The 23,968-nt window shown below is 51.2% G+C and carries 19 protein-coding genes and 1 pseudogene; 8 read left to right on the forward strand and 12 right to left on the reverse strand.

The window, feature by feature from the left end:
* Positions 1-203 precede the first annotated feature (203 nt).
* The 5 genes from mobC to HMPREF1546_RS17435 form a co-directional block, all read right to left on the reverse strand.
* The gene (gene mobC / locus HMPREF1546_RS17410; RefSeq protein WP_021752188.1) at positions 204-545 is read right to left on the reverse strand and encodes a plasmid mobilization relaxosome protein MobC; all 342 of its coding nucleotides are present in this window, start codon (positions 543-545) and stop codon (positions 204-206) included.
* A gap of 786 nt (positions 546-1,331) precedes the next feature.
* Entirely contained in the window at positions 1,332-1,742 is a 411-nt protein-coding gene (locus tag HMPREF1546_RS17420) for a hypothetical protein (RefSeq protein WP_021750560.1), read from the reverse strand.
* 836 nt (positions 1,743-2,578) lie between these two features.
* Positions 2,579-4,312 carry an S-layer homology domain-containing protein gene (locus HMPREF1546_RS17425; protein WP_021750562.1) on the reverse strand — a complete coding sequence of 578 codons (1,734 nt, stop codon included), beginning with the start codon at positions 4,310-4,312 and terminating at the stop codon, positions 2,579-2,581.
* Positions 4,309-5,784 (reverse strand): hypothetical protein, encoded by a 1,476-nt coding sequence (locus HMPREF1546_RS17430; RefSeq protein ID WP_147629878.1) that lies wholly within the window; start codon positions 5,782-5,784, stop codon positions 4,309-4,311. The genes HMPREF1546_RS17425 and HMPREF1546_RS17430 overlap by 4 nt, the downstream gene beginning before the upstream one ends.
* 450 nt (positions 5,785-6,234) lie before the next feature.
* On the reverse strand, positions 6,235-7,074 hold the full coding sequence (locus tag HMPREF1546_RS17435; protein ID WP_021750565.1) for a tyrosine-type recombinase/integrase: 840 nt from the start codon (positions 7,072-7,074) through the stop codon (positions 6,235-6,237).
* Positions 7,075-7,721: 647 nt separating this feature from the next.
* Here HMPREF1546_RS17435 and HMPREF1546_RS20015 point away from each other — a divergent pair.
* Together HMPREF1546_RS20015 and HMPREF1546_RS19075 are read left to right on the forward strand one after the other, a co-directional pair.
* Positions 7,722-8,084 carry a PD-(D/E)XK nuclease family protein gene (locus HMPREF1546_RS20015; RefSeq protein ID WP_367646059.1) on the forward strand — a complete coding sequence of 121 codons (363 nt, stop codon included), beginning with the start codon at positions 7,722-7,724 and terminating at the stop codon, positions 8,082-8,084.
* A gap of 19 nt (positions 8,085-8,103) precedes the next feature.
* Positions 8,104-8,352: a hypothetical protein gene (locus HMPREF1546_RS19075; RefSeq protein WP_147629879.1), complete on the forward strand. Its 249-nt coding sequence runs from the start codon at positions 8,104-8,106 to the stop codon at positions 8,350-8,352.
* Between the two features lie 68 nt (positions 8,353-8,420).
* Here the strand turns inward: HMPREF1546_RS19075 and HMPREF1546_RS17440 are convergent.
* From HMPREF1546_RS17440 to HMPREF1546_RS17465, 6 genes and pseudogenes are all read right to left on the reverse strand, one after another.
* Positions 8,421-9,654 (reverse strand): annotated as a pseudogene (locus tag HMPREF1546_RS17440) (IS110 family transposase).
* 365 nt (positions 9,655-10,019) lie between these two features.
* Positions 10,020-11,594 (reverse strand): amidohydrolase family protein, encoded by a 1,575-nt coding sequence (locus HMPREF1546_RS17445; protein ID WP_021750572.1) that lies wholly within the window; start codon positions 11,592-11,594, stop codon positions 10,020-10,022.
* Positions 11,595-11,649: 55 nt separating this feature from the next.
* Positions 11,650-12,960: a TRAP transporter large permease gene (locus HMPREF1546_RS17450; protein WP_021750573.1), complete on the reverse strand. Its 1,311-nt coding sequence runs from the start codon at positions 12,958-12,960 to the stop codon at positions 11,650-11,652.
* Positions 12,957-13,451, reverse strand: coding sequence for a TRAP transporter small permease (locus HMPREF1546_RS17455; RefSeq protein WP_021750574.1), 495 nt, complete (start codon positions 13,449-13,451; stop codon positions 12,957-12,959). The genes HMPREF1546_RS17450 and HMPREF1546_RS17455 overlap by 4 nt, the downstream gene beginning before the upstream one ends.
* A 121-nt stretch (positions 13,452-13,572) precedes the next feature.
* A complete protein-coding gene (locus HMPREF1546_RS17460) occupies positions 13,573-14,634 on the reverse strand; it encodes a TRAP transporter substrate-binding protein (RefSeq protein ID WP_021750575.1) in 1,062 nt (353 codons plus the stop codon).
* A 275-nt stretch (positions 14,635-14,909) separates the two neighbouring features.
* Positions 14,910-15,830: a LysR family transcriptional regulator gene (locus HMPREF1546_RS17465; protein ID WP_021750576.1), complete on the reverse strand. Its 921-nt coding sequence runs from the start codon at positions 15,828-15,830 to the stop codon at positions 14,910-14,912.
* 103 nt (positions 15,831-15,933) lie between these two features.
* On the opposite strand from HMPREF1546_RS17465, the gene HMPREF1546_RS17470 reads away from it, so the two are divergent.
* From HMPREF1546_RS17470 to HMPREF1546_RS17485, 4 genes are read left to right on the forward strand one after another with little or no spacing between them, the layout of a single operon-like run.
* Entirely contained in the window at positions 15,934-16,260 is a 327-nt protein-coding gene (locus HMPREF1546_RS17470) for a UxaA family hydrolase (RefSeq protein ID WP_021750577.1), read from the forward strand.
* Positions 16,253-17,425, forward strand: coding sequence for a UxaA family hydrolase (locus HMPREF1546_RS17475; RefSeq protein WP_021750578.1), 1,173 nt, complete (start codon positions 16,253-16,255; stop codon positions 17,423-17,425). Before HMPREF1546_RS17470 ends, HMPREF1546_RS17475 begins: the two co-directional genes overlap by 8 nt.
* 16 nt (positions 17,426-17,441) lie before the next feature.
* The gene (locus HMPREF1546_RS17480; protein WP_036631009.1) at positions 17,442-18,752 is read left to right on the forward strand and encodes a Sapep family Mn(2+)-dependent dipeptidase; all 1,311 of its coding nucleotides are present in this window, start codon (positions 17,442-17,444) and stop codon (positions 18,750-18,752) included.
* A gap of 25 nt (positions 18,753-18,777) precedes the next feature.
* Positions 18,778-19,641 (forward strand): DMT family transporter, encoded by an 864-nt coding sequence (locus tag HMPREF1546_RS17485; protein WP_021750580.1) that lies wholly within the window; start codon positions 18,778-18,780, stop codon positions 19,639-19,641.
* Between the two features lie 253 nt (positions 19,642-19,894).
* Here the strand turns inward: HMPREF1546_RS17485 and HMPREF1546_RS17490 are convergent, their stop codons facing one another.
* Positions 19,895-20,695 carry an IclR family transcriptional regulator gene (locus tag HMPREF1546_RS17490; protein ID WP_051320067.1) on the reverse strand — a complete coding sequence of 267 codons (801 nt, stop codon included), beginning with the start codon at positions 20,693-20,695 and terminating at the stop codon, positions 19,895-19,897.
* A 383-nt stretch (positions 20,696-21,078) separates the two neighbouring features.
* Here HMPREF1546_RS17490 and HMPREF1546_RS17495 point away from each other — a divergent pair, with 383 nt between their 5' ends.
* Both HMPREF1546_RS17495 and HMPREF1546_RS17500 read left to right on the forward strand, forming a co-directional pair.
* Positions 21,079-22,149: an NAD/NADP-dependent octopine/nopaline dehydrogenase family protein gene (locus tag HMPREF1546_RS17495; RefSeq protein WP_036631020.1), complete on the forward strand. Its 1,071-nt coding sequence runs from the start codon at positions 21,079-21,081 to the stop codon at positions 22,147-22,149.
* A gap of 106 nt (positions 22,150-22,255) precedes the next feature.
* Complete coding sequence (locus HMPREF1546_RS17500; protein WP_021750583.1) at positions 22,256-23,929, forward strand: dihydroxy-acid dehydratase; 1,674 nt, start codon at positions 22,256-22,258, stop codon at positions 23,927-23,929.
* The last annotated feature ends 39 nt before the right edge of the window (positions 23,930-23,968 follow it).

The raw sequence follows: 23,968 nt of genomic DNA on the forward strand, positions 1-23,968 counted from the left end.
GGACGTACTGATAGAAGAAAGTGTCGTGCGCTTTTCCATAGAGATGTTTGGTTGCCATGAAGCTCTGGAACGCTGTTTCCGCCACGCAGTTGACGCCTGTAAGGTATCTGGTCCCATCCCTGTCCAGCGTTTTTTCTTTCTGCGCCACATATCGCATAACGCCTTGCATCGCGCCCGCCGTCTGTTTGGATTCCTTGATGAAGCTACACGTTGCCGTGGGAGATCACCTGACCTTTCTCCATGAGCAGGGCGCTTATCGCGTCGTAGGTCCTGCCCAGTGCCTCCACCGTCTCCCGCAGATGCACGGCTTGGATGCGCCCCTCATGGGCCAGCACGGTCAGTTGGTTCAGGTTTCTGCCGCAGGCCCGCAGCTCCGACAGGATGGGCTTCAGTTCCTCTACCACATGGATGGTCTGCCCCAGGGCGGCGTGGAGCAGGTACTCCTGCTGAGACTGGCCGGACTGTCTGATCTTGGTGTTAATCTGCCGCCTCTCCGCCTCCGTTACCCGAAAGGCGATGACCTGATGCCGCTTCCGGTGTTCCATCTGTTTTCACCTCCACATAAAAAATCTGGCATGGGGTTGTCCGCTTTACAGCGGAACCACACCATACCAGATTTTTCTGTGGATAGCCATACGGTTTTGTGAGCGTTATCAGAAAGTTATCAATTCACGGGCAATTCACTTTGGCCGCAACGGGCTTTAACGTCGCGTTCCGAAGATGGGGCTGAGTGTTTACCCTCTCCGGCCAGGAAAAGGGCACACAGGGCTTTACAGGCGGGAACACCCCCGTTGAGGCCTCAGTTGGTCTTTCTTTGTTTCAGCGTATCATTTTTGCGTCCGGCTCTTCTCGCTGGTCCCGTTCCCGTCCTCGGCTGTCTGACCGTGAAGTGGGTGTGGGCTTCTGCCCGCAAAAAAAGCGTTTGGCTGCCGCTTGCGGCAAGCCAAACGCTCTGCTGCCCCACCCAAGGGTGGGCGAAAATACTCCCGCGAAACGTCTCTTCATACTGGGCCGAAAGTCCCCGGCAGGATCCGTCCCCGGCTGAAGGCCGCACAGGGGCCGGCAGGGGCCATTCAGGGCTGAGAAAAGCAGGGGCCGCTGGTTGTGGTTTCGTTGTGACCATCTTTTCTCGAAGAAGCATATGGTCTTCCGGCATCACCCCGTCCGTTGCTGCCAGTTGCTGATGGAATGCAGGGCACATATTTTCCGGCAAACCCAATTTCCTCCTCTTAGTCTCAGCTTTAATAGAGCTTGCCTGAATAAACAAGCACCGGAACGGATATGCTCCCGTTCCGGTGCTGTTTTGCATATCACCAGTGGTGCCCGCCCCTTTAGACCTCTACGATGGCTTCAATCTCCACCGCGCCATCAAAAGAGATCATGCCGTGGGTCTTTTTTACCTCCTGGACGCATCGGCCGCGCAGATCCCGCAGCTGTTCCTCCGGGATCTCCATGGCCGCGGCCAGGACATTCATCATCATGTCCATCTCCACTGCCAGCTTGAACGGCAGACGACAGATGTGGCTCTCGCTATTCTGGACCGTCGCCCGGATTGCCGCCACCAGCATGGGCGGCAGAACGGAGAAGCAGTCTTGGAATGCTACATAGTCACAATAGAACTGCAGGGCCTTCTCCACAAACTCATTTTGTGTTTGACAGTTGGACAGCGGCATCGCTACGGCGATCTTACGTTCTGTCTCTGGTGTGATACGGGTGTGGATGCGCGTTCTTTCTTCTGCCATGATGATACCTCCAAAATTTCGATAATTCAGGGTGGATCCAAATCCGAGCCAGGAAATATGGCGCAACGGTGGGGATTTTCGTGGGGCAGGAGCCAAAACAGGAGCCGCAGCACAAAAACAGGAGCCAGGACGGTTGCTTCAAACGGTCCCAAAAGTGAGGAAATCTCCGCAAAACCGCTTCCCCGACCCGCATTGCGGGGCGGTGTGAACAGCGGTGGAGACACCGCTTTATCCCGCACTTTTTTCGCCCCCTCGGTTCACCCGCTCATTTTGGCTTCCGGGCGATCTTGGTGCCTGCGGCACACAGCCCCCACACCGCGCTTTGTGGTGCGGGAGTGTCTGTACCCTGCCCATACCGCCATCTACGCAACAGCGGTGCACAGGCGGTCACATGCTGGCTTGGGCTGCTATCGTCCGCTGACGCGCCACAGATATCTCCAGCTATCGGCCGTGGGGAGAAGCCCGTGGGTATGTGAAAAGAATTCTCCGCTTTCCGAGGAATTCCGCGAGTTGCACTAATCCGTCTGCTCAATTTAGCAATTATGGCGGAGACGCAGTCCGGCACATTGAGTCGATGGGTATGGTGCTGGAGGCATGTTGTTAATTTGCTGCGTCGATTTTTTGTTCGGCGGAGGCTGAGAATAAAATGCGGTCCCGCATCTCTCCGAATGGGAGATGCGGGACCGTGTCGATGTTATGGTCTTGCGTGTTCTCTGCAAACGCCAGAGAATTGATGCGGAACTTGTCTTCTCATCACCAAACACAATGCTTTAGGAGAGAAATTCGCAATAGTGCCTGGCCGCCCCGTTCAAGTAAGATACATAAGACGCATTCCTTTACTTCACCATATCTCGGAACATAAAGGTCACGATTTGGGCGCGGGTACATGCGCTGCCCGGCTCGAATGTGGTGGCGCTAGTGCCGGAGGTGATGCCCTCCTGCGCCGCCCACTGGACAGCTGCGTTGCAGAACGCATCAGCGGCCACATCCGTGAAGGGGTTAGCCCCTGTCACAGCCGGAGAGTTATTCGCCCGATAGAGGAAGGTCACGGTCTGCCCACGGGTCACGGTGGCGTCCGGGGCAAAGGTGGTGGCGCTGGTTCCGGAGGTAATGCCCTTCTCCACAGCCCACATCACGGCGTCATAGTAGTAGGCGCCGCTGTCCACATCGGTGAACGGATTGCTGCCCGCAGCCTTGGGAGAACCGGCGGCCCGCCAGAGGAATGTTACCATCTGCGCCCGTGTGCAGTTGGCATTGGGAGAGAATGTAGGGGCAGAAGTGCCGCTGGTGATCCCCTTCTCCACGGCCCACTTCACGGCGTCATAGTAGTAGGCGCTGGCGGACACATCGATGAAGGAGATCGTTTCATCCTCCTGTTCAACCCTGGTGAAGGTCGCCTCCACGGTGACCTTGCCGGAGGGCATGGTAAAGGTATACTTGTCGTTGCCCTTATCCGTCAGACGGATGGAGTCACCATTCTTATCAGTGACCACCAGCTTGTCCAGCTCATAGCCGCTCTTGGGATCGACAGTAATCGTCACCGTGTCGCCCTTGTCGGCGCGGGAGGGGGTGACCTTCACGGTGCCGCCGGTGGTCTTATCCACCGTGATGGCATAGGAGCCAGAACTGCTTTCGCCGCCACCGCCGCCAGAATGACCTCCGCTGGATTCTTTTGTCACAGTATAGGTAATGACATTTTCATTTTCAGAAGAAACCAGCTTATAGTTGGAGCCCGCGGTGATAGTTGCAGTGTGCCCATTCAGTTCTACACTGAAGGTGATCTCCCTGGACACCGTAGCGGAGTCGTTTGCCAACAGCTTGATTGTGCCGTTGCTACTGACCGCATTTACTGCATCTTGCAGATCCGTGTAGACAGTAGAACCGATCTTCGCGGCACCAGTGGCGAACTCGCCGTCAGCGGACTTCTTCATCGTTTCGCCCTTCTCAACGGTCTTGATCTGCTCGTTCTCGTCCGTAATATAGGGCATCTTCACAAGAACGTCCGTCTTGTTCTCGCTGATGGTCACTTCATAAGCGCCGGTCTTGTTGACAGCGCCCGGATTTGCTCCTTCCTTCTTATCTGTCCCGATGTTCAAAGCGGGAACAACTTTACCTTCGTTCTGGTTCTGATTGAAAGTGCAGCCCTCGATGGTCAGGGACTTGACGGTAGCATCCGGACCTTTGGCATCAGTGGCACCCGTGCCGTCTTGACTGCCGCGGGCCGCGATCTTGATGACCGCTTTTTTGCCGCAGTCGTCGCTGAAGGTGGTGTCTTTGATATTGACCACGGTATTCTGAACGCCAACCAGGTTCAGATCGACGGTGTAGTCGCCCTTGGTATTGGGACTATTCATAACAGTAGTTGCGTTGTTCTTAAAGGTGTAGCCGGTCACGGTCAGCTCCTCGGCATTGGTCAGATAGAGAGCCTTGCTCTTATAGTTCTGAACCGTGCAGTTCTCCAGCGTCAGGGAAAGCGTCGACAGGTTGTTCTCTACTTTCTGATTCTGTGCAATTATTGCGAAATCCTTCTGTCCATTTCCGGGGCCTCCGTTTAAGGTCAGGTTCCTCACGGTAAGCTGGGTATCACCAGTCTGCCCCTCACTGGTCGTAGCGGTGCAGGTGATCTGGCCTTTCCAATATACTTGCCGTCACCCTCAATCACCAAATTGAAGCCGCAGGGGATCGTGACATCCTCGGTTACACTCTGCAAAAGCGTGATCGTTGTCATCTGCTCTTTATTTACTTCTTTCAGAGCATCGGCGATAGAGGAATACACCTTCCCGTTCATCAGGACCGCCGGGATAGTTTCAGTCGCACCTTCTTCGCTGTTTTTCAGCTCCAGGGTCGCACCGGAGGGGACCTTTATGCTCCCGCTCTTGTATCCCAGGCTCACGGAAACGGGATCGCTTGTCCCACAGGTATTTTCTTTCAGCTCGACATCAAAAGCGCCAGTCGAGGCACGGGACTTTGTACCGAGCTTGACCACGGTATTTGTACCCTCTGCAAACTTACAGCCGGTAATAGTCACGCTCTCAATCGTAGCCGCCCCAGCATCCATAATGTCAGACTCTTGGTCATCCTGACCGCCGCGGGCTGCGATTTTGATTGGGGCTGTAATACCATTATCACCTTCGAAAATGCAATTCTCAATTGTGATCTTCGCCGCTTGAACCGCACACAGGTTCAGGTCAACAGCGAAATCGCCTTGTCCTTTCAAAAATCCGAAATTATTTGCGTTATCAACAAAAGTACAAGTGTCCAGCACCAGTTCCTTTGTATTGGTGAGATACATACCCTTTGCTTCATAGTTCTGGATGGTGCAGTTCTCTACGGTCAGGTACAGATCCATCTGGCCACCCTGCTTTTGATTTCCAGAATAAATACCAAAACCATCCACAATTTCCTCGCCGTTCATCTTCAAATTCTGGATGGTCAGGTGCGTTGCGTCCTTTTCATCCCCATCGACAGCAGCGGCTTTATTTGCTTGGCTACTATTTGCTACGCAGGAGATCGAGCCATTGAATGTATGCTCCTTGCCGTCAATCACCAGATTTGCGCCTACGGGAATGGAAATTTGAGCGGTACCTGTCACATTATCAATCAGTTCAATGGTGACCGGCTTTTCGCCAGCGGTCTCATTATTGGTTGCGGCGCTGATGGCTTCACTGAGAGAGGAATATTGGGTTTCCCCAATCTGAGCAATCTTTGCCGCATCCTCGTTCTCGCTTTTGTCCTCAATAGCAGTAGGTTCCTCCGTGGGGAGTTCCGCATCATCAGACTGTCCTCCGCCGGTTGTGGGTTCCGTCGTTTCCGGATCAGTCGGAGTGGTGGGACCCGCAGGCTCCGTGGACTCTGTGGGCTCCGTGGGTGCGGTATCTTCGCTTGTGATAGGCTCTTGCGCAGTTCCGTCCGTTTCAGTGATCTCCACGGGAGCATTTTCTGAGGGATCACCAGGCTCCGCCGCGAATGCGGCCGGCGCCAGCGTCAGCATCATGCAAAGGCTCAAAAATACTGACAGTAACCGTCTTTTCATGGTTTTCATATCCTTTCTTCGTTTTTGTGTGGAACGGAGTGCTTTTCATCCGGTTCCAAAGTTCGTCATTTTGCCCGTTCATCCAATCTGGATCTATGAACTGCTGGGTGGGCTGCCCATAAAAATCACCCTCCTATTCCCAAAATCAACATTTCGCATTTTATTCTGTCATTCAGTTGGTAAGGCTACCGATCTAATGCAAACAAATATGGTGTTTTACCTAATGTCCTCTGACTAAAAGGCGCACGAAATACAGGCTGCAAAAGACCTGCGCTTTGCGGCCCGACTTTGTGCGTCCCAAATGCCGAAAATCAATTGCTTTCAGAAAAAAACAGTGGTAAAATAAGACTGCAATATGTAGTCTGTGGGCGCAGACAGTACGGCACCTACGGCGAAATGTTGATTTTATGCTTTGCCGAGGCACCCTGATTTTTGCGTTATTGGGGCGAAATGTTGATTTTATGATACCAGCCCCAGTCGGTCCAGCTGCCGCTGATGCTCCGCTCCGGTGGAGATCAGGTAAATGCGGGTGGTTTCGATGGAGCTGTGTCCCAGCACATCGGCCAGTTTTACGATGTCCCGGCTGACCCGGTAAAAGGCTGTGGCAAAAAGATGGCGCAGATTATGGGGGAACACCTTGGACGGGGCTACCCTGGCACGTTTACACAGCCGCTTCATCTCCGCCCAAATTTGGCGGCGGGTGAGTGGCTTTCCGTTTCCGGTGAGAAAAATCTCACCAGAAACGGTTTTTTGCTTTTGCGCGTATTTCAGCAGCTTGCGGCAGAGCTTGTTGGGGAGCAGGATGATCCGCACCTTGCCCTTGGACGCGATCTCCGCCCGGCCCCGTCTAGCGGCCTCCACGGTGCGCACCTCGCTCACCCGGATGCCGGTGGCGCAGATGGTTTCCATGAGCAGGGCCAGACGGTCCCGGCCCAGGTTCCGGGCCGTGTCCAGCAGACGGACGTATTCCGGGCGGGTCAGATCCCGGCCCTCGTCCCGGAACAGCCGCCGTTGAACCTTCAAAAACTTCACCCGGCACTCCTCCCAGCCCAGAAAGCGGAACAGGCCATTGATGGCCGACAGCATGGAATTGATGGTGACAGGGGCGTAGCCCGCTGCCATTAGATAGGCTTTCCAGCCCGCAGTCTGTTCCTTTGTGACCGGCCTGCCCTCCAGCCACCGGGCAAAGGCCTGGATATCCCGCAGGTACTTCTCCACGGTGCCCTCGCACCGTTCCTCCCGGCGGAGCCAGTAGGTATACTTCTGGAGTTGGTCATAAGTCAGTATGTAGGTGTTCATGGGCAATACCTCCACAATTCAAGTATGGGGATATTGTATCTTGCCGGAGGGCGTCTTGTAGGCGGCATCGCTGGCAGAGAAGAGTCGCAGGCCAACTCCATACTGAGCATTATGAAACCTGCGGGACCAAATACCGCTGGCAGGGTCCTTTCCATTGTTTCGTGCTCTGCAAATTCTGAGCGTGGACTGGGGCAATGGGCTTGGGCACTCTCTGGCTGCGGAGTGACAATACAAGGGCCTGAAAACGGAAAAGCCCCCGCTCTTTACCATTCCTGTGCGGAACTTATAAAGGGCGGGGGCTTTTTTGACCACAGTTTTAGCCACAGTGCGGTGTGGAACACATGGATACAGCACCGCTAAAGAGCGACGGAAAACAAATCAAATGGAGCAAAGATAAACAAAAATGAGCTAAAATCATGTAAAGAAGTTTTCTACAGCTCTTTGTTTACAACATCGTAATCCCGGCATGGAGTAAACGCACATTCCAGATCTCTGCCTTTCGGCCCTTGGGCCGCCCAAAGTGGGTCCGGGCTACCGTCCAGAACTGCGACTGGCGTATAGCCGGATGCGGTGCTTGCCCCACCCGAGGGTGGGAGGAGTATCTCGCCTGCTATGGAACTATGTGAGATTCATCAAATCTGTTTGAGATCCTGAAATCTACCAAAGCTGAGATTCGCTATAGCAACTTCCTTGCGTGGCTTCTTGATCCTAAAGGGAATCACGGATTACAGGACAGGTTCCTTCGAGCCTTCACCGCAAACATAGGGCAAGGTGACTCTATTTCACAAGATCTATCTGATTGTATCGTTTTTCGAGAATGGCAGCATATCGACCTGCTTGTCATCTGTGAAAGTAGGAAATACCTTCTTTGTATTGAAAACAAGGTCTTTTCTCACGAACATGGAAATCAGCTTCAGCGTTATCATGAGCCCCTGACGAAGGAGTATCCAGGCTTCAATATTTCATTCGCGTTTTTGACGCCAGATGGGGCTGCCCCTGAAAAAAACTGACTAGCAGGACTGGCAGTCTGTGAGTTATACAGATATTTTAGATGCAATCAGGAGCGCCAGAAACGGCGTGACATTATCTCCAGAAGTAGGGATGTTATTAGATCATTACACGGAGGCCGTCATGAAGCATGTCACAGGTGATAAGGATACTGAACGTCTGTGTAAGGAGATCTACGCTAAGCACAGAGACATTTTAGATCTTATCTTTGCTACGAAAATAGGTAGCGAGGATGTGTACCATGACAAACAGGTTTTGAACGCCTCATGAAAAAACATCGCAACACAAAAAGCGGCAGACCAAAACCTGTCGCTGGTCGAAGTGTGGAACAGTGGGTATCAGTCTGTCGCTACCACAAAGTATCCCAGCTTTTGCAGTTCTTTCACCATACGGCTGGCCCGGTTGCGCTCACTTTTTCTGCGGGTCTCAAAGCATTCTTCGTTGTATGGAGAACCTGTTTTCACATCGTGTAAATCAGCGCCAGAAGCTTGCGAGCCAAAGCAATCGTTGCATGTTTTGCGCCCTTCGACTGTTTTATCTTCCAGTACCAACCAGAGAGGTACAAGGTTCGCTTTCCGGAGATGACCCATCCCACCTCGCAGAGCATACTCTTCAGATACGGATTACCTTTATTAATGTGAGCACTCTTACGTTTTCCGGCACTTTCATTGTTACCGGGACTTAAACCAGCCCAGGAGCATATATGCTGGGAATCCGGAAAGGCGCTCATATCGGTGCCGATCTCCGCAATAATGGCCGCTGCCGCAGTTATATCAATGCCCGGTATGGAACACAGAATACTCAATGCCTCTTCGTGCTTTGTGATCTCTTCCATAATAGCGTCCTCCACAGTATGGAGGTGCTGTTCAAGAGCTTCTAAGTGCCCAAATATTATGCGAAGAAAGCCGCGCTAGTGCTCCGAGAGCGAAGCGTTCAAGGCGATCAGTATTTCGTCGATTCGTTTCCGGGTCTGTGTCTTCAGACACTTGTCTGACGCTTCTCGCGAGATACTTCCGTATTCCATGAAATGACGGATGATGTTTCGTCCGGAAGCGCCAAATGTGTCCGACAGAAACGCTGTGAAGCGGAAACCGGAGCTTTGCAAAAATTTAGCGATGCGATTCTTTTGAGCGGTAATGTCGTGAACGATGCTCTTACGATACCGGGGCAGATGCTGCAGCTCTCGGAACGTTTTATCTGGGATAAAACTCCCCTTTAGTAATCCGGCACGGAGTAATGTGGCGATCCATTGCGCCTCCCGCATATCCGTTTTGCGCCCAAGCACATTCTTCATGTGGCGGGCATTTACGACCAGCATGCTGATCTGACCGTCAAACACGGTTCCAGCATTTCGTAGATGGGCTGCCAATAGATCCTAGTGCTCTCCATAGCGACATAGTGGCACTCTGCTTCCAACACCCAATCCCGCAGTTTCCGCATTTGCGGGATAAGTGTGCTGAAGGAGCGGATCTCGATTTCCGGATAGGTGCCCAGCTCACCTTTGGCAAGACAGGCAACAATAACGTCACGATGAATATCCAGTCCCATGGCGCAGGTCAATATGTCTTGCATCAAATCCCTCCCCGAATTATGCGGGCCGGGAATTGCCGGGGGGATCTGAACTTTGCTACTCGTGCTCTTCACTGACGTGACGCAACATACTGCTGTTCTCTTGGGCAACTCGTCCACCTTGAACAAACGGGATGAAAAACCACCAAGGTGCACCCAGACTACGTCTGCTGTCTTCAGTTTAGCAAATCCTTCGGTTAACGCACAGACTATATTTTCATTCTCAACTGTGAGAGCATTTCATGAGGCGTTTCAATTTGCGGAACTTATTCTACTTTATCTTTAATAAATTGGATCACAAAACGATTGCAACGTTTTCCTGCCTTTTTGCTAGGATGTTTCCGTCATGGTAGCCTTGGGGATAGCGTTTAGTTTCCCCGAAAGACAACACCTTGACCGTTGCCGGTATAGATCCCGTCAATAGCAGCAATTTTGCCGTTTAAGAATACATAATGGATTCCCTTGGAAGGACCTGCGGGATGTTCGTAGGTGCAGTTGTTCTGGAAGTGGTCCCAATCCAGAATGATCAGATCGGCTTTGTTACCCTCCCGAATAATACCGCGGCCTGTAAGGCGATAACGCTCAGCCGGCATGGAAGTCATTTTCCGCACAGCGGCTTCCAGCGTCATTTGGTGATCCTTTTGGACAAACATCTCCAGGATCTCGCCGAACGCACCCATCCAGCGCGGATGATTATGAGCACTGGTGGGCGCACCATCAGACATAATCATTGTGTAGGGATAGAGCAAGAGAGATTTTAGCTCATCCATGTTCTGCAAGAAGTAGAACATCATGACATTGCTGCCAAAACGCTCCATCATTTGAATGGCCGCTTCAACGGGGTCCACATCAAGCATTTTGCTGATCTCCAGTAAGGTCTTCTGGTCAAAAGCCGGATCCGGGCACTGAATGATCTGTACGCCAGAAGCGCCGCCGTTCGCAGCCTTTAATCCGTCGTAGATACCGGAATTCATTTTTTCAATTACGCCTGCACGATAGGCGGGATCGGAGAAATTTTTCAGCATTTGTTCGCCGCCTACGCCCCAAACGTTGATAGGGAATATCTGGAACAGCTGTGTGTAACCGGCAATATAGGGATAGGCGTCCAGGGAGAGATCCAAACCTTCCTTCAGACCGGCGTCGATTAGTTCCAAAAGTGCCTTGCCTTTTCCCCAGTTGCTGCTGCCCGTAACCTTGATGTGGGCAATATTCATGCGCACGCCAGTGGCGCGGGCAACGGTCAGCATTTCATCAATGGCTTCATAGGCGCGGTTTCCTTCATCCCGGCGGTGAGCCACAATAATGGCATCGTGCTTCTTCACCACCTTGGCCAATTCGATCAGTTCATATGTGTCGGCATAGCTGCCAGGGAACATGCTTAGACCAAGAGCCAGTCCCAAAGCGCCCTGACTAAGGGATTCATCCAGCAACTTTTGCATTGTCTGGATGTCAGCGGGGGAAGCCTTTTCAGTTTTTCCGCCCATGACGCAAGCGCGAAGCGTTCCATGGCCCACAAAAAATCCGTAGTTGGCAGAGAGATTTTGCTGTTCCACTGTTTTCAACCAGCCGTCGAAATCATGGAAGGGCCAATCGAAGGGGACACCTGTGTTGGTGAGATCGAAGTATATGCGCCGTAGCAGTTCCATATTTTCCGGGCAGTTTGGAGCAGGGGAAGGTCCGCAGTGGCCTGTGATTTCTGTGGTAATGCCCTGCACAATGCGTTGGTGACTCCAGTCCGGATTAAAGATACCGGCATCGGCGTGGCTGTGCGGATCAATAATACCGGGCATGAGTACATACCCTGCAGCATCAATGGTGTGCGGACAGTATTCGTCAATGGTGCCGATCTTGGAGATTATATCACCAGTAATCGCGACATCAGCCGTATAGGCAGGGACTCCGGTTCCGTCAACAACACGGGCATTTTTGATCAGGTAATCCATAAAAACCTCCCATATAGGTGAAAAGAGCCCGAAAACGGACTCTTTTCACCGAATATCAGTGTAGCAAAGCAGGCAAGAATTCAGAAACAGCGGGGACAAAGGCTACCAGCAACAAAATAGGAACAGAGCCGACGATAATATAAGGGAGCATAGGCTTTACCATTTTTTCAACAGGTACATTACCCAGCCGTGCGCACAAGAACAAGGACATGGCCATAGGGGGAGTGATGGAACCGATGCCCAGGGCCACGAAGACCAGTACGGCAAACTGGATGACGCTCATTCCAACAGAGGTTGCGGTAGGCAGCAGCAGGGGAGTCAAAACCAGAAGGAGAATATTTCCGTCCAGAAAGAAACCTGCCACAAAAAGAACTAGAACCAGAATCAGGATGATGACGATCTTGCTGTCGGAAACGCCGGTCACAAAATTCGTTACCATATCCGGTACACCGTTGGTTACCATGATACGGGTAAAAATCATCGTGAAGGGGAAGATAATTTGTAGGGAACCCATCTGATAAGCGGCGGTTGCAAAGATATCAAAGAGGTCCTTGGTCTTAACGCTGCGATAGATACCGATGCCCACGATTACACCATATAAGCAACCCACAGCACCGGCCTCAGTAGCGGTAAAAATGCCACCGTAAATGCCGCCGAGGATGATAACAGGCATCAAAATTGCAGGAATCAGGGATTTAAACAGATCCCAGTTGGACTGTGTTTTCTTTACATCTGCCACTACAACATCGGCAGTTACCGTATTTTCAGGGAAGAAATATTTGGGAACCATGAAGCGGTTGAGCAAAATGTAAAGGATGATCCACAGGATGCCGGGGAGAACCGTTGCCATAAACAGATCTGCCACGGATGCGTTTGCTACCTTGGCATAAATGATAGCGTTCATATTGGGGGGAATCATATAGCCAAAGGGGCTACTGCAAGCAATCAAGCCGTAAATGAATTCCTTTTTGTAGCCCTTTTGCTCCAACCGGGGGCCCAGCATGGTGCACATGGTAGAAGCGGTGGCCAGACCGGAACCGCACAGTGCGCCAAAGAAACCGGAAACGATGGGAATGGCATTTGCTAAACCACGGCCCTTGCCTTCTTTATCTGTGAGCTTTTGTCCCAGATCTACCAATGCACCGGCAATACCGCTGCGCTCCATTAAGGTACCGGCAATCAAAAACAGGGGAATGGCCAAAAGAGAGAATGATTCCACAGAGAACCAGCCGGTAGAACCCCAACTGCCAGTGGTCAATCCATTGGTAAAAGAGAAGATGATGGCACCCGCCAGAAATGCTAGGGGAATATTCATGCTCATCATGATCAGAGCAAGAATGAGAGCCATACATGCGACGATACTCATTTTCTATTCACCACCCTCAGAGCGTATTTGACGGTGTTGACATAAGTATAAATCGTCATGCCTACCGTTCCGATCAGTTCGAAGCTATATGCAATCCACAGAGGGAATCCGATGGAAGAAGAAATTGTGCCGGCATCGTATGTACGAGTTACCAGCTGCCAGGCACTTATGCAGAAATAGGTCAGAACCAGGGCGGAAGCCAAAGTTGTCAGCATCCGCAGAATATTCTGGCCTCTGGGATTCTTGACAATGGAATAAATGACTTCGATCTTGACGTGGGAATCGTTTCGGGAGACACGGACGCCGCCCAGCCAAATGCAGATACACATGAAGTAAACGGGCAGTTCTTCAATGCCACCCAATTGAATTCGAAATACATACCGGGAGATGACCATTGTACAGACAATGACCGTCAATAAGACCATCAACACGCCTGTAAAATATTTCAGAAACGCATCGATGCCCTTATCCAATTTCTTGAGAAATTGCATAAAGACCCTCTTTCTATAACTTGAAGCAAAAGCGCTCGGTTTTATGTTTGATTCCATTCAAACCGAGCGCTTTTGCGACAGCACACAGTGTTGATACAACAGAAGTGGAAAATATTAGGGATTAAGAATTGGCGGCAGCATCGGCTTCAACGATTTCCATGACCTGATCATAGAAGTCGGCTCCGATGTACTCACGGAATTCCTCGGCGTGAGACTGAGAGTAGTCAACCCAAGCCTGGCGCTCCTCGTCAGTGAGCTCATAGACTTCGCAGCCCAGAGTGGCAAGCTCATCCATGGCCTGCTCGGCGAACTCTTTTTCCAGACCCCACTCATACTCAGCAGACTCCCAGGCGCAGTCCACGACGATCTGACGCAGATCCTCGGGCAGGGTGTTCCAGCACTTATCGCTCACGAGGAAGCCCTGGCTCATGAACTGCCAGTCAATGTTGCTGTAGTGATCGCACACTTCATAGAACTTGCTGTAGATGCCAACGCCGGCGGCGATTTCCATAGCATTGCAGGTCTTGGTCTGGAGTGCGGTATAGACTTCGTTGAAAGAAATGACGGAGGCGTTGCAAATCGGAGCCCAGAAGTACTTCACAACGGGGTCCTCATAGATACGCATGGTAAGATCTTCCATATCCTCGGGAACGGCCACCTTGTGCTTGTTGTTGAACAGGCCGCGGAAGGTGCCGACGCCCTGTCCGATCAGGTGGATGCCGTATTCCTCCAGGGCGGAGGCATAGAGCTTGTAGAGCTCGCCGTCAGGATTGCCCATCAAACGATGCAGCGCATCCAGATCGGTCACCAGGAAGGGAATGGCCTTGAAAGCAAAGCGAGAGTCGAAGTTGGACTGTGCTTGGCCATAGAAAATATCCAATTCATTGTCGCGAACCTGGGTCAGCAGCTCGGACTGGCCGCCCAGAACAGATTCATAGTACGGAGTAATCGTCACCTGGCCATTGGTGCGTTCTGCAACCAGCTCGCAGAACTTTGCGATCTGTGCACCATAGCCGTTGTAGTCAGGAGAAAGCGCGGGATCGGAGCAATCTGTACCCAGCTTGAATTCATAAGTAGCAGCTTCGCCATCACCACTGGGTTCCTCCTTTGTGGAAGATCCACCGCAGGCCGTCAGAGACAGGACCATAATGGATGCCAAGAGCAAGGACAATGCTTTTTTCATTTTGAAATCTCCTTTCTGTTCTCAAACGCAGAATAGTTCGTGAAGTTCACATCCCATAATTCCGATATGCGAATATGGACTTATATGCGAACAATACCTGAATCATATTGTGTATTCATGAAAATGTCAATACAGAATTACGCACCTTACTGAAGAATTTCTGCTTTGTATAAAAAACAGAAAAAATAATGGGCGGAATCGACAAAAATCGTGCCAATACTGGAAAAAGCCAGTATTGGCACGATCAAACGGGATAATAAAGTCGGATATTGGCTTCAAATTTCCTGCATCAGGAGCTTTAGGTTTTCCAGATAAGATTGACCTAGTGGAGAGAGTTCTGCGTTGGAAGGCAGCACGCTGTAGAAGTTTAGTTGGTTTTCCTCGCCCGGAATTGGGATGGATGCAAAATCATAATGCGGACCATGCTTCCACGGGGTTGTGCTGATGAAAAATGCATTGGAATTGGCCACGATGCTTTGGCATGTCATGGAGTCATTCGTGGAAATGATGACAGGCGGCGCAGAAGGGAAAAGGGATGAAATACTGTGGGAGTCTTCGTCGTACAGGCGGCTGTAGTCTTCCTGGTTCTCAATAATGACATAGGGGTAGAGCGAAATGCCGGATAGATCTTGACTTTGAATCAAAGGATGGTCCGCCCGCATGACTACGTGAAGGCGGCTTTTCCCAAGATGGGTAATATCCAGTGATTTTATCCGTGCTACCTGCATCAGGCGCGCGGCATGTCCCTCCATGGCGAAGAGAATGCCCAAATCAGCATTTCCGGAAGCAACGTTTTCGATGACATCGCGGCGGGAACACTTTTGCAGACGCAGAATCATGGGCGTGTCCTGGAAAGAGTGGCTGATGGATTCCAACACAGGCGCATATGCAAAGAAAGAGCGCATGGCTGCTACAGAGAAATGCTGCGGTTGCCGTTTGCTTCGCACCTGATAGAGCTTTTCCAGCTCCACTTTCCTCTGGACCAAATCCTCTGCGTAAGTCAGGAACTCCCGGCCGGCTTTTGTCAGCTGCACGCCCTTGGAGCTTCGCACAAATATCTGAATTGAGAATTCGGACTCCAGCTGCCGGATGGCACTGCTGATATTGCTTTGATGGGTGTAAAGATGCTCGGCTGCCTGGTTGATGGAACCGCATCTGGCTGCTGTAACAAAATAAGTGAGCTGTTGAAATGTCATAGGCGCCTCCTGACGGTATATAAAAAAGGCTTGGGTAGCGTACGGATTTTCTCAATGGCGGTTGAGGGGAAGTACTGATATACTGAAAAAAGAGGTGAGATAAATGGAGATTTTCGCAATCGTTCTCAATGAAAAAGACAATGTAGCGGTTGTCCCCAGAGCGGTGGCAAAGGGAAGTGTGGTAACAGCAGCCGGGTTGGAGCTGGAAGCTGCCGAGGATATTCCCGTGGGACATAAGATCGCGATTGCAGCCATTCCTTCCGGGAGCATGGTCGTAAAATACGGAACTGCCATCGGGCAGGCGGAATGCGATATTCTTCCTGGACAGTGGGTGCATACCCATAATGTGAAGGACATTACGGAGCAGCTGTGCAATGAATACGCTGCAGCATATCGAAAGCGGGCAAAGGAGATGGCAAAAGATGCATGATACTGTTATGGGCTATCGCCGGGCACATGGGCGCTTTGGAATTCGGAACCAGGTGTTGGTGATCTCCCTGGTTCAATGCGCCAATGGTGCAGCAACACAGATTGCAGCCCACTGTGGTGTTCCGGCTATCACGATCAATACTGGCTGCGGGGAATACCACGATCAGGAAAATCGAACCAATCTCGGTTTGATCCGCGCCGGACAGCACCCCAATGTATATGGTGCCGTACTGATCAGCTTGGGCTGCCAGTGGACAAATCCGCAGGCCATTGCGGCGGAGATCGAAAAATCCGGAACCAAGGTTTTTCACCTGTGTATTCAGGATGAGGGTGGAGTCAAGGCCACGGTGGAAAAAGGAACAGCACTGGTGCAGCAACTCCTGAAAGAGGGTCAGCAGATGCAGCGGGAGGCGTTCCCGGTTTCAGATCTGGTGGTTTCAGTTTACTGCGGCGGATCAGATTGGTCAAGTTCTCTGGCGGCCAATGTGACTACGGGAGAGACTGCGGATTTGTTGGGAGATGCCGGAGCGGCCATTGTCAGTGCGGGAATCCGGGGAATGCCCGGCAATGAACGCCATTTGATTGAGCTGGCAGAGAATTATAAGATCGGTGAGCAGATCCTCAATATTGTGGAGGAGTATCGTAGCGATGTGCTGAAAATGACCGGTCAGTCCATTGCGGATGTGAATCCCACGCCCGGCAATAAAGCTCATGGCATTACGACGCTTTGCGAAAAGGCAATCGGAAATCTGGAACTGTCCGGCAACCGAACAAAGGTAGTAGGTGTTCTGGAAGTTGGCGAGGAGGTTCCAGGGCCCGGACAGTGGCTTTTGGACAACCGGCAGGGCAGCAATGACGTCTATGCTGCCACAGCGCTGGCTATGAGTGGTGCGCACATCTGCCTCTTTACCACGGGACGCGGGACGCCGCTGGGAAATGCGGCCAGTGTGACCATCAAGATTACCGGAAACATGGAAACCTACGCCCGACTCGGTCAGGAAATGATTGATTTTGATGCATCCGCTGTGATCTCTCAGAACAGAGATTATCGGGAGATGGGACAAGAGCTTTATCAACTGGTCCTCGATGTAGCCAGCGGAAAACGAACAAAAGCGGAGGAACTGGAGGACTTCAGCTGGGTCACGCCGCCTTTTGGGAAAATCTGACGGAGGAAACGCGGAAATGCCATATACAGATGCACAGATGCTGTCGACTTTGCAGGAGCTGTTGAGGATCCCCAGCGTATCCGGCGTCGGGGCGAGTCCTGTCCAGCCCTATGGCAAAGAAGTGGATGAGGCATTGGAGTATACGTTGAACCTGTGCCGGAGTCTTGGGATGAAGACGGTAAAGATCCCGGGGAAAACAGCATGGGCGGAAATAGGACAAGGCGACGAGATGATAGCCGTTGTTCCGCACTTGGATGTTGTGCCTGCCGGAGAGGGATGGACAACGGATCCCTTCGAAGGAACAGTCCGGAATGGGCGTATTTATGGAAGAGGTTCCTCGGACAATAAGGGGCCTGCCGTCGCCTGCATCTACGCAGTGGCAGATGTGATGGAGGAAATGAAGGGGGCCCTTCCGCGGAGACTTCGTGTGATTTTCGGCCAGAGTGAGGAAACCGGGATCTGGTCTGACATGGACTATTATCGGGAGCATGAGGAGACGCCTGTTGCAGGGTTCACCCCGGATGCGGAATTTCCCGCGTTGAGCGGTGAAAAGGGGATGCTGTGGCTGGAAGTTTCTCTTCCTTTGGAGAAAAGCAGCCTGTGCTCTATTCAGGGCGGAACTGCCTGCAACATTGTGGCTGCACAATGTGAGGCGGTCTATATGGGGCAGGATGCGAAACCCGTGCGGATTTCGGCTGTTGGAAAAGCTGCCCATGCCACTGTGCCGGATCAGGGTGAGAGCGCCATCGATGCTGTGATGGAAACGCTTCGCGGTGCTGTGGAGGATCCACTGGTGCGGTTCTATGAGACCTATCTCAGCGGAACCTGCCACGGTGAAAAGCTTGGGATTGATTTTGCGGACGAAGCGAGCGGAAGGACAACGGTATGCATTGGAATGGTGCGGACCACTGCAGAAGAGATCACGATGACGCTGGACATTCGCTATTCCGTCACAGCAGACGGTGCCGTGATCTTGGCAAATATAACAGGCGCTGTGAAAGCGTGCGGCCTGAAGATGAAGATTCTCAAAAACGCGGCGCCGCTCTACCGTGGAAAGGATCATCCTGTTTTGCAGCAGGTTCTTGCGGCATATCGGGAAGAAACCGGAGATCTTAGTGAGCCGATTGTAATTGGCGGCGGAACGTATGCGCGTGGAATCGCGAATATCGTGGGCTTTGGAGCCGCATTCCCGGGGCGGATCCATACGGAGCACCAAAGCGATGAATATCTGGAACTGGCGGACTTCTATTTGCAGCGCCGGATTTATCGCAAGGCAATGCTGCGCCTGCTCAATATTGACAGAGCAATGACCACACAGCAGGGCTGAGAGAAAGAGGCGATAGATAACCATTATGAAGGACCCGAAAACAAAAGCAATTTACTTAATGCTGGTTTCTGCGTTTGCCTTTTCGGTGATGCAGATTTTCGTAAAGCTTACCTCAGGTGAGGTTCATACATTTGAACAGGTGTTTTTCCGCAATTTGATCAGCTTCTTTGTGGCGGCGGCTATGGCATGGAAAAAGCACACTCCCGTGTTTGCTGAAATCCGAAAAGGAGGATTTGCAGTCTGGGGACGCTCATTTTTTGGATTTCTTGGGATTGTCCTCTTTTTCTATGCCATTGGAAATGCGAAGCAGGCGGATGTCGCCATGCTGAACCGCAGCGCACCGGTTTTTGTGACGTTATTTGCGGCTATTTTTCTGAAAGAAAAGTTGAACTATGTGAAAATCGGTGCAACGCTGCTGTGCTTATCCGGTGCTTACGTAGCGATGCAGCCATCATTTGATTCCAATGCGATGCCTTTGCTTTGTGCGTTGGGGGCAGCTGTCGTGAGCGGACTGGCTTATACGCTGCTGGCTGTCTGCAAAAAGAATGTGTCATCGGAAACCATTGTGCTCCATTTTTCTGCGCTAAGTACGCTGCTAGCAGGCGCAATGATGATTCCCTATTTTCAGGTTCTCTCCCTCAAGAACTTTTTCCTGCTTTTGCTGGTAGGCGTTTTTGCTGCGATCGGTCAATTCCTGTTGACCTTTGCCTATCAGGTGGTGCCGGCTTCTGAGGTGAGTATTTATCAGTATTCCGGCGTGGTGTTTACTGCGGCGCTGAGCTATTGGGTACTGGGGGAGACGCTGAATACGACCTCCATCATTGGTGCGCTTCTGATTCTGGCGGGTACGTTCTGGGTGTTTGAATATCGAAGACGCTTTGACAGCTGACAGGCGGCGCCGGCGTTCATACTGCTGTTATATATATTATAAAGGTATATGTTGCTATATATTATAATAGTATATATGGCACGGACTGCAGCGGGTGCACAGCGGAAGTTCCCTTTGCTCGGAGAAGATTCGGAAGCATTTTATGATTGCAGTCTGTTGTCGGGCAAAATGGGCTGAGAGGCAGCAGAAAAAATTGTGGTGCAGACAATTGGAAATATGTCTGCGCCACTTTTGATCTTTTGGCCTGTTTGTTTCAGAGATTTCGGAAACCGCCAAGGGAAAAGATATCTTCCATGTTTTCGGTTGAGTTTGCAAGTACGTTTTCGATTTTTTGAGCAGAAACGGGAAGCAGACGGGAACAATCCAACACCTTTTCTGGTGTCAGACGGAAAACGGGAAGAATGATGCTGATTGCGGCTACGACCTTTTCGCCATTTCGGATCGGGGAAGCGACACTTTGAATGCCGGATTCCACCTCGCCGTATTCGTAAGAAAGGTAGGTAAGGCGTGTTTCTTCCATCTGCACATGGATCCGATAGAGATTCACGTTGTTTGGCAGGATCTGACCATCCCCGAGGAAGAGGTCGGACAGCTCCTTCAGCTTGTAATCACAAAGCAGGGACTTTCCCGCTGCGCCGAGACACGCCAATTCCTTTTTCTCGGGGACCTTCTGACAGTAAATGCTGTCTTGCGGGTCTGTGCGGTGGAGGAAGAGTGTTTCCCGTCCCTGCAGGACGGAAAGACAGCAGGATTCACCGATTTGTGACGTAAGCCGCTTCATTTCAAGATCAATAAAGCTGTTTGCAGAAACCTTATTGCGATAGGCAGAGGCGACCATGTAAAGATTGATGCCGATGGAATAGCGGTTGGCACGATGATCTACTTTGATGTAGCCCCGTGCCACCAATGTCTGAAGGATCGGGAGAATGCTGCTTTTGGGTGACTCTAAGGCCTGGGCAATTTCCGTCAATGTTAAGCCTTCGAAATTCGCTGTGGAGAGCAACTCAAAGATGTCCAATACGCGAGAAGTAGAACGATGAGCAGTCTGAGCCATAAAATGTTCCTCCCAATTAACAATCTGTCCTTTATGTGTACACTAGCACAGTTAAAAGTGTTTTGCAACTGATGACAGGGCAAATTTTCCAAAACACAAAAAGAAAGCAGTCGAAATATACAAAAACAAACCGGAAATTTGAACTATATTGTCGAAATGCACAAGCAAGAAAAAGTGAGGTTTCAATTTTATAGGACAAAACGACAAAAAAGAAGAGAAAATGTTTGGAAAATATCAATATTAACAATTTTTGAGATATAAATTCGTTAATTTTCGGTGTTGACAATAGATTCTCTTTTCAGTATTCTTTAAATATGAAATTCCTATATAAGAAATTGTATTTATATAGGAACCAAATGCAAGGAGGCGGTTTCGTGAATAAGATGAAGTTTGCTGTTCTTGGTGCAGGTGCTGGCGGACAGACAATGGTTGCTTATCTGTCGAGCCAGGGGTACTATGTGACCTTATACGATCGCGATGCGGAAAAAATTGCTCGTTTGAATGAACTGGGAAAGATCACAGTCACAGGTAAATTTGAGTGCGAGGGCTTTCCTGAGGTCTGCACGACCGTTATTGATGAGGCTGTCAAAGATGTAGATGCCATCATGGTGTGTACGACTACGGACGCGCATAAGGAAATTGCGGATCTGTGCGCACCGTATCTGCACGATGGTTCTATTTTTATGCTCAATCCAGGACACGTGGGTGGCAGCCTGGAAGTCAGCCATATCATCCGGGATATTCATGGCTGCAAAGCGGATATCATCATTGCAGAAACTGGAGATCTTATGTATGCCTGCCGTTCCTATGAGATCGGTCAGACCTTCCAGTCGGGCATCAAATCAGAGGTGGATGTCGCAACATTGCCTGCAGGAGATGTAAATCGGCTGATGGAACAGATCGGTGGCGTCTTTACGAATTTGAAACCGGTTAAAAACATCCTGGAAACTGGGTTTGAAGGCGGCGGAGCAATGCTGCATCCCATTCCCAGCATCATGAATGTGAATCGTACGGATGTCGGTGAAAATTACGATTATTACATGGCCGGCATTACCCCCAGCGTGGCAAAGCTGGTTTCCGCCTGTGATGCAGAGCGGCTGGCGGTTTGCAAAGCCTTGGGCCTGGAGGTGCCTTCCCTGGTAAAGTCCCTGCAGAAGATGTATAAGCTGGATCAGGAGGACCTTTACGATCTGCTGCAGCACAATGCAGCCTATAAGGGACTTCGCAGCCCCACCAGTCTGAATCACCGCTTTATTGTGGAAGATACGGTCAGTGGTATCGTACCGCTTGCATCGATCGGCCATATGCTGGGTGTTGAGACGCCGGTAATGGATGCGTTTATTATGATTGCCAGTATTATCTGCGGACGTGATTTCAAAGCAGAAGGCCGTACAGTAGACAAGCTGGGATTAGAGGGAAAGACTCTGGAAGAAATTTATCAGATGATTTCCTGAGTTCTCATGACTCCGTGAGAAATAACCGCACTTACCGTCTGGCAGAAGCAGCCGCTTCTGAATATGTCGCATATTATGCAAATAATCGAGGAGAGTAAGATAGAAGATGAGTGAAAACAAGCGGATGATCAACAGCGATCTGGAAGATCGTATGACATTGGATTGGCAGGGAACCCGGGCATTTTTCTATGGCATGGGTTATAATGACGCCGATATAGAAAAGCCCCGGGTTGGCATCATGAACACCTGGAATGAAATCAATCCCGGACATATCCACCAGCAGCCTCTGGCACAGGCGGTCCGGGAGGGGATTATTGAAAAGGGTGGTCTGCCGTTCCTCTTTTACGGTGTAAACCTGTGTGATTGCGTGGGTGGCGGAGACTATGTGCTGCCCAGCCGCGATCTTCTGGTCAATGAGATCGAGCTGAATGCAATGGCGCATCACTTGGATGCCATGGTACTGATTGGTACGTGCGACAAAGTGGTGCCTGCCATGCTGATGGCGGCAGGCCGGGTGAATATCCCCACTGTGATTGTTACCGGCGGTTATATGGAAACGCCTTATCTGGACGGGGAGCACGTTGATTTTATCGATATCGGTGCCAGCATCTCCAAGGTTAAAGAAGGAAAGATGACCATGGAGAAGTTTGACGAACTGATCCATGTCTGCGGTCCCTGCAAAGGCGCCTGCGGTATGATGGGCACGGCCAATACCATGAGCATGCTGACGGAAACCATGGGAATGTCTTTGCCTGGGAATTCCACGACCGCTGCGGTCTCCGGAAAGCTCATCAATCTCAGCCGTGAAGCTGGTCGGCGTGTGATGGATCTGTGGGAGAAGAATATCCGGCCCCGCGATATCATCACGGAAAAGGCCATTACCAATGCTATCCGCGTCTGCATGGCGATTGGCGGTTCTTCCAATACCATTATCCACATTCCCGCTGTAGCCACGGAAGCTTGCTTGGATATGGACTGCAGCTCCATTTATGCTGAAGCCAGCTGCGAGGTGCCTCTGCTGATGGGAATCCGTCCCAACGGTCCCTACTGCCTGGCTGACTTTGAGCAGGCAGGCGGCATGGGTGCACTGCTCAATGAGATGAAGGAGAAGCTGGATCTCACCGGAATGACCGTTACGGGCAAGACTTTGAGTGAGAATATTGAAGGAGCGGTGAACCGCAATACGGAAATCATCCACACGCTGGACAAACCGCTGGACAGCGATGGCGGTTTGATTCTCTGCAAGGGCAACCTGGTGCCCCAGGGAGCGTTTATCAAGCAGTCCGCTGTGCCCGCCAAACTGCATAAGTTCCGTGGAACTGCAAAAGTATTCTACGATCAGGATGATGCAATTGCCGCACTGCGTGATGGCCGCATTGAGGCGGGAAATGTGGTATTCATCATCTATCAGGGTGCCAAGGCTGGTCCGCATACCTCCTATGCATTCACGACCGCTTTGAAGGGTAGCCATCTCAAGGACGATGTGGCCACTGTAACGGACGGACGTCTGTCCGGTGCTGCTTCCGGTGCCTGCTTTGGTTATGCTTCGCCTGAGGCGGCTCTTCGTGGTCCTCTTTGTGCAGTCAAGGACGGCGACTGGGTCAACTATGATATTGAAAAGCGGGAGCTGAATATCGAGGTTTCTGACGAAGAACTGCAAAAGCGTATGGCGGAAGCGGAACTGCGTCTCCAGCCCAAGACCGGCTGGCTTTCCATCTATCAGCGATGTGTGGGATCCATTCTCAAGGGCGCTACGTTGGTCGAAGATCATCGCGCTTAAGTTCACGGCAACAGCGGGACGGGCTCCGTCAGTCTTGAA

Origin of the sequence: Oscillibacter sp. KLE 1745, assembly GCF_000469445.2 — a bacterium.
GTDB lineage: Bacteria > Bacillota > Clostridia > Oscillospirales > Oscillospiraceae > Oscillibacter > Oscillibacter welbionis.

What these genes read in the sequence shown, in the direction of transcription:
- mobC (WP_021752188.1), bottom strand. Translation starts at nt 545, where the DNA reads ATGGAACACCGGAAGCGGCATCAGGTCATCGCCTTTCGGGTAACGGAG.
- HMPREF1546_RS17420 (WP_021750560.1), bottom strand. Translation starts at nt 1,742, where the DNA reads ATGGCAGAAGAAAGAACGCGCATCCACACCCGTATCACACCAGAGACA.
- HMPREF1546_RS17430 (WP_147629878.1), bottom strand. Translation starts at nt 5,784, where the DNA reads ATGAAAACCATGAAAAGACGGTTACTGTCAGTATTTTTGAGCCTTTGC.
- HMPREF1546_RS17435 (WP_021750565.1), bottom strand. Translation starts at nt 7,074, where the DNA reads ATGAACACCTACATACTGACTTATGACCAACTCCAGAAGTATACCTAC.
- HMPREF1546_RS17445 (WP_021750572.1), bottom strand. Translation starts at nt 11,594, where the DNA reads ATGGATTACCTGATCAAAAATGCCCGTGTTGTTGACGGAACCGGAGTC.
- HMPREF1546_RS17450 (WP_021750573.1), bottom strand. Translation starts at nt 12,960, where the DNA reads ATGAGTATCGTCGCATGTATGGCTCTCATTCTTGCTCTGATCATGATG.
- HMPREF1546_RS17455 (WP_021750574.1), bottom strand. Translation starts at nt 13,451, where the DNA reads ATGCAATTTCTCAAGAAATTGGATAAGGGCATCGATGCGTTTCTGAAA.
- HMPREF1546_RS17460 (WP_021750575.1), bottom strand. Translation starts at nt 14,634, where the DNA reads ATGAAAAAAGCATTGTCCTTGCTCTTGGCATCCATTATGGTCCTGTCT.
- HMPREF1546_RS17465 (WP_021750576.1), bottom strand. Translation starts at nt 15,830, where the DNA reads ATGACATTTCAACAGCTCACTTATTTTGTTACAGCAGCCAGATGCGGT.
- HMPREF1546_RS17470 (WP_021750577.1), top strand. Translation starts at nt 15,934, where the DNA reads ATGGAGATTTTCGCAATCGTTCTCAATGAAAAAGACAATGTAGCGGTT.
- HMPREF1546_RS17475 (WP_021750578.1), top strand. Translation starts at nt 16,253, where the DNA reads ATGCATGATACTGTTATGGGCTATCGCCGGGCACATGGGCGCTTTGGA.
- HMPREF1546_RS17480 (WP_036631009.1), top strand. Translation starts at nt 17,442, where the DNA reads ATGCCATATACAGATGCACAGATGCTGTCGACTTTGCAGGAGCTGTTG.
- HMPREF1546_RS17485 (WP_021750580.1), top strand. Translation starts at nt 18,778, where the DNA reads ATGAAGGACCCGAAAACAAAAGCAATTTACTTAATGCTGGTTTCTGCG.
- HMPREF1546_RS17490 (WP_051320067.1), bottom strand. Translation starts at nt 20,695, where the DNA reads ATGGCTCAGACTGCTCATCGTTCTACTTCTCGCGTATTGGACATCTTT.
- HMPREF1546_RS17495 (WP_036631020.1), top strand. Translation starts at nt 21,079, where the DNA reads ATGAAGTTTGCTGTTCTTGGTGCAGGTGCTGGCGGACAGACAATGGTT.
- HMPREF1546_RS17500 (WP_021750583.1), top strand. Translation starts at nt 22,256, where the DNA reads ATGAGTGAAAACAAGCGGATGATCAACAGCGATCTGGAAGATCGTATG.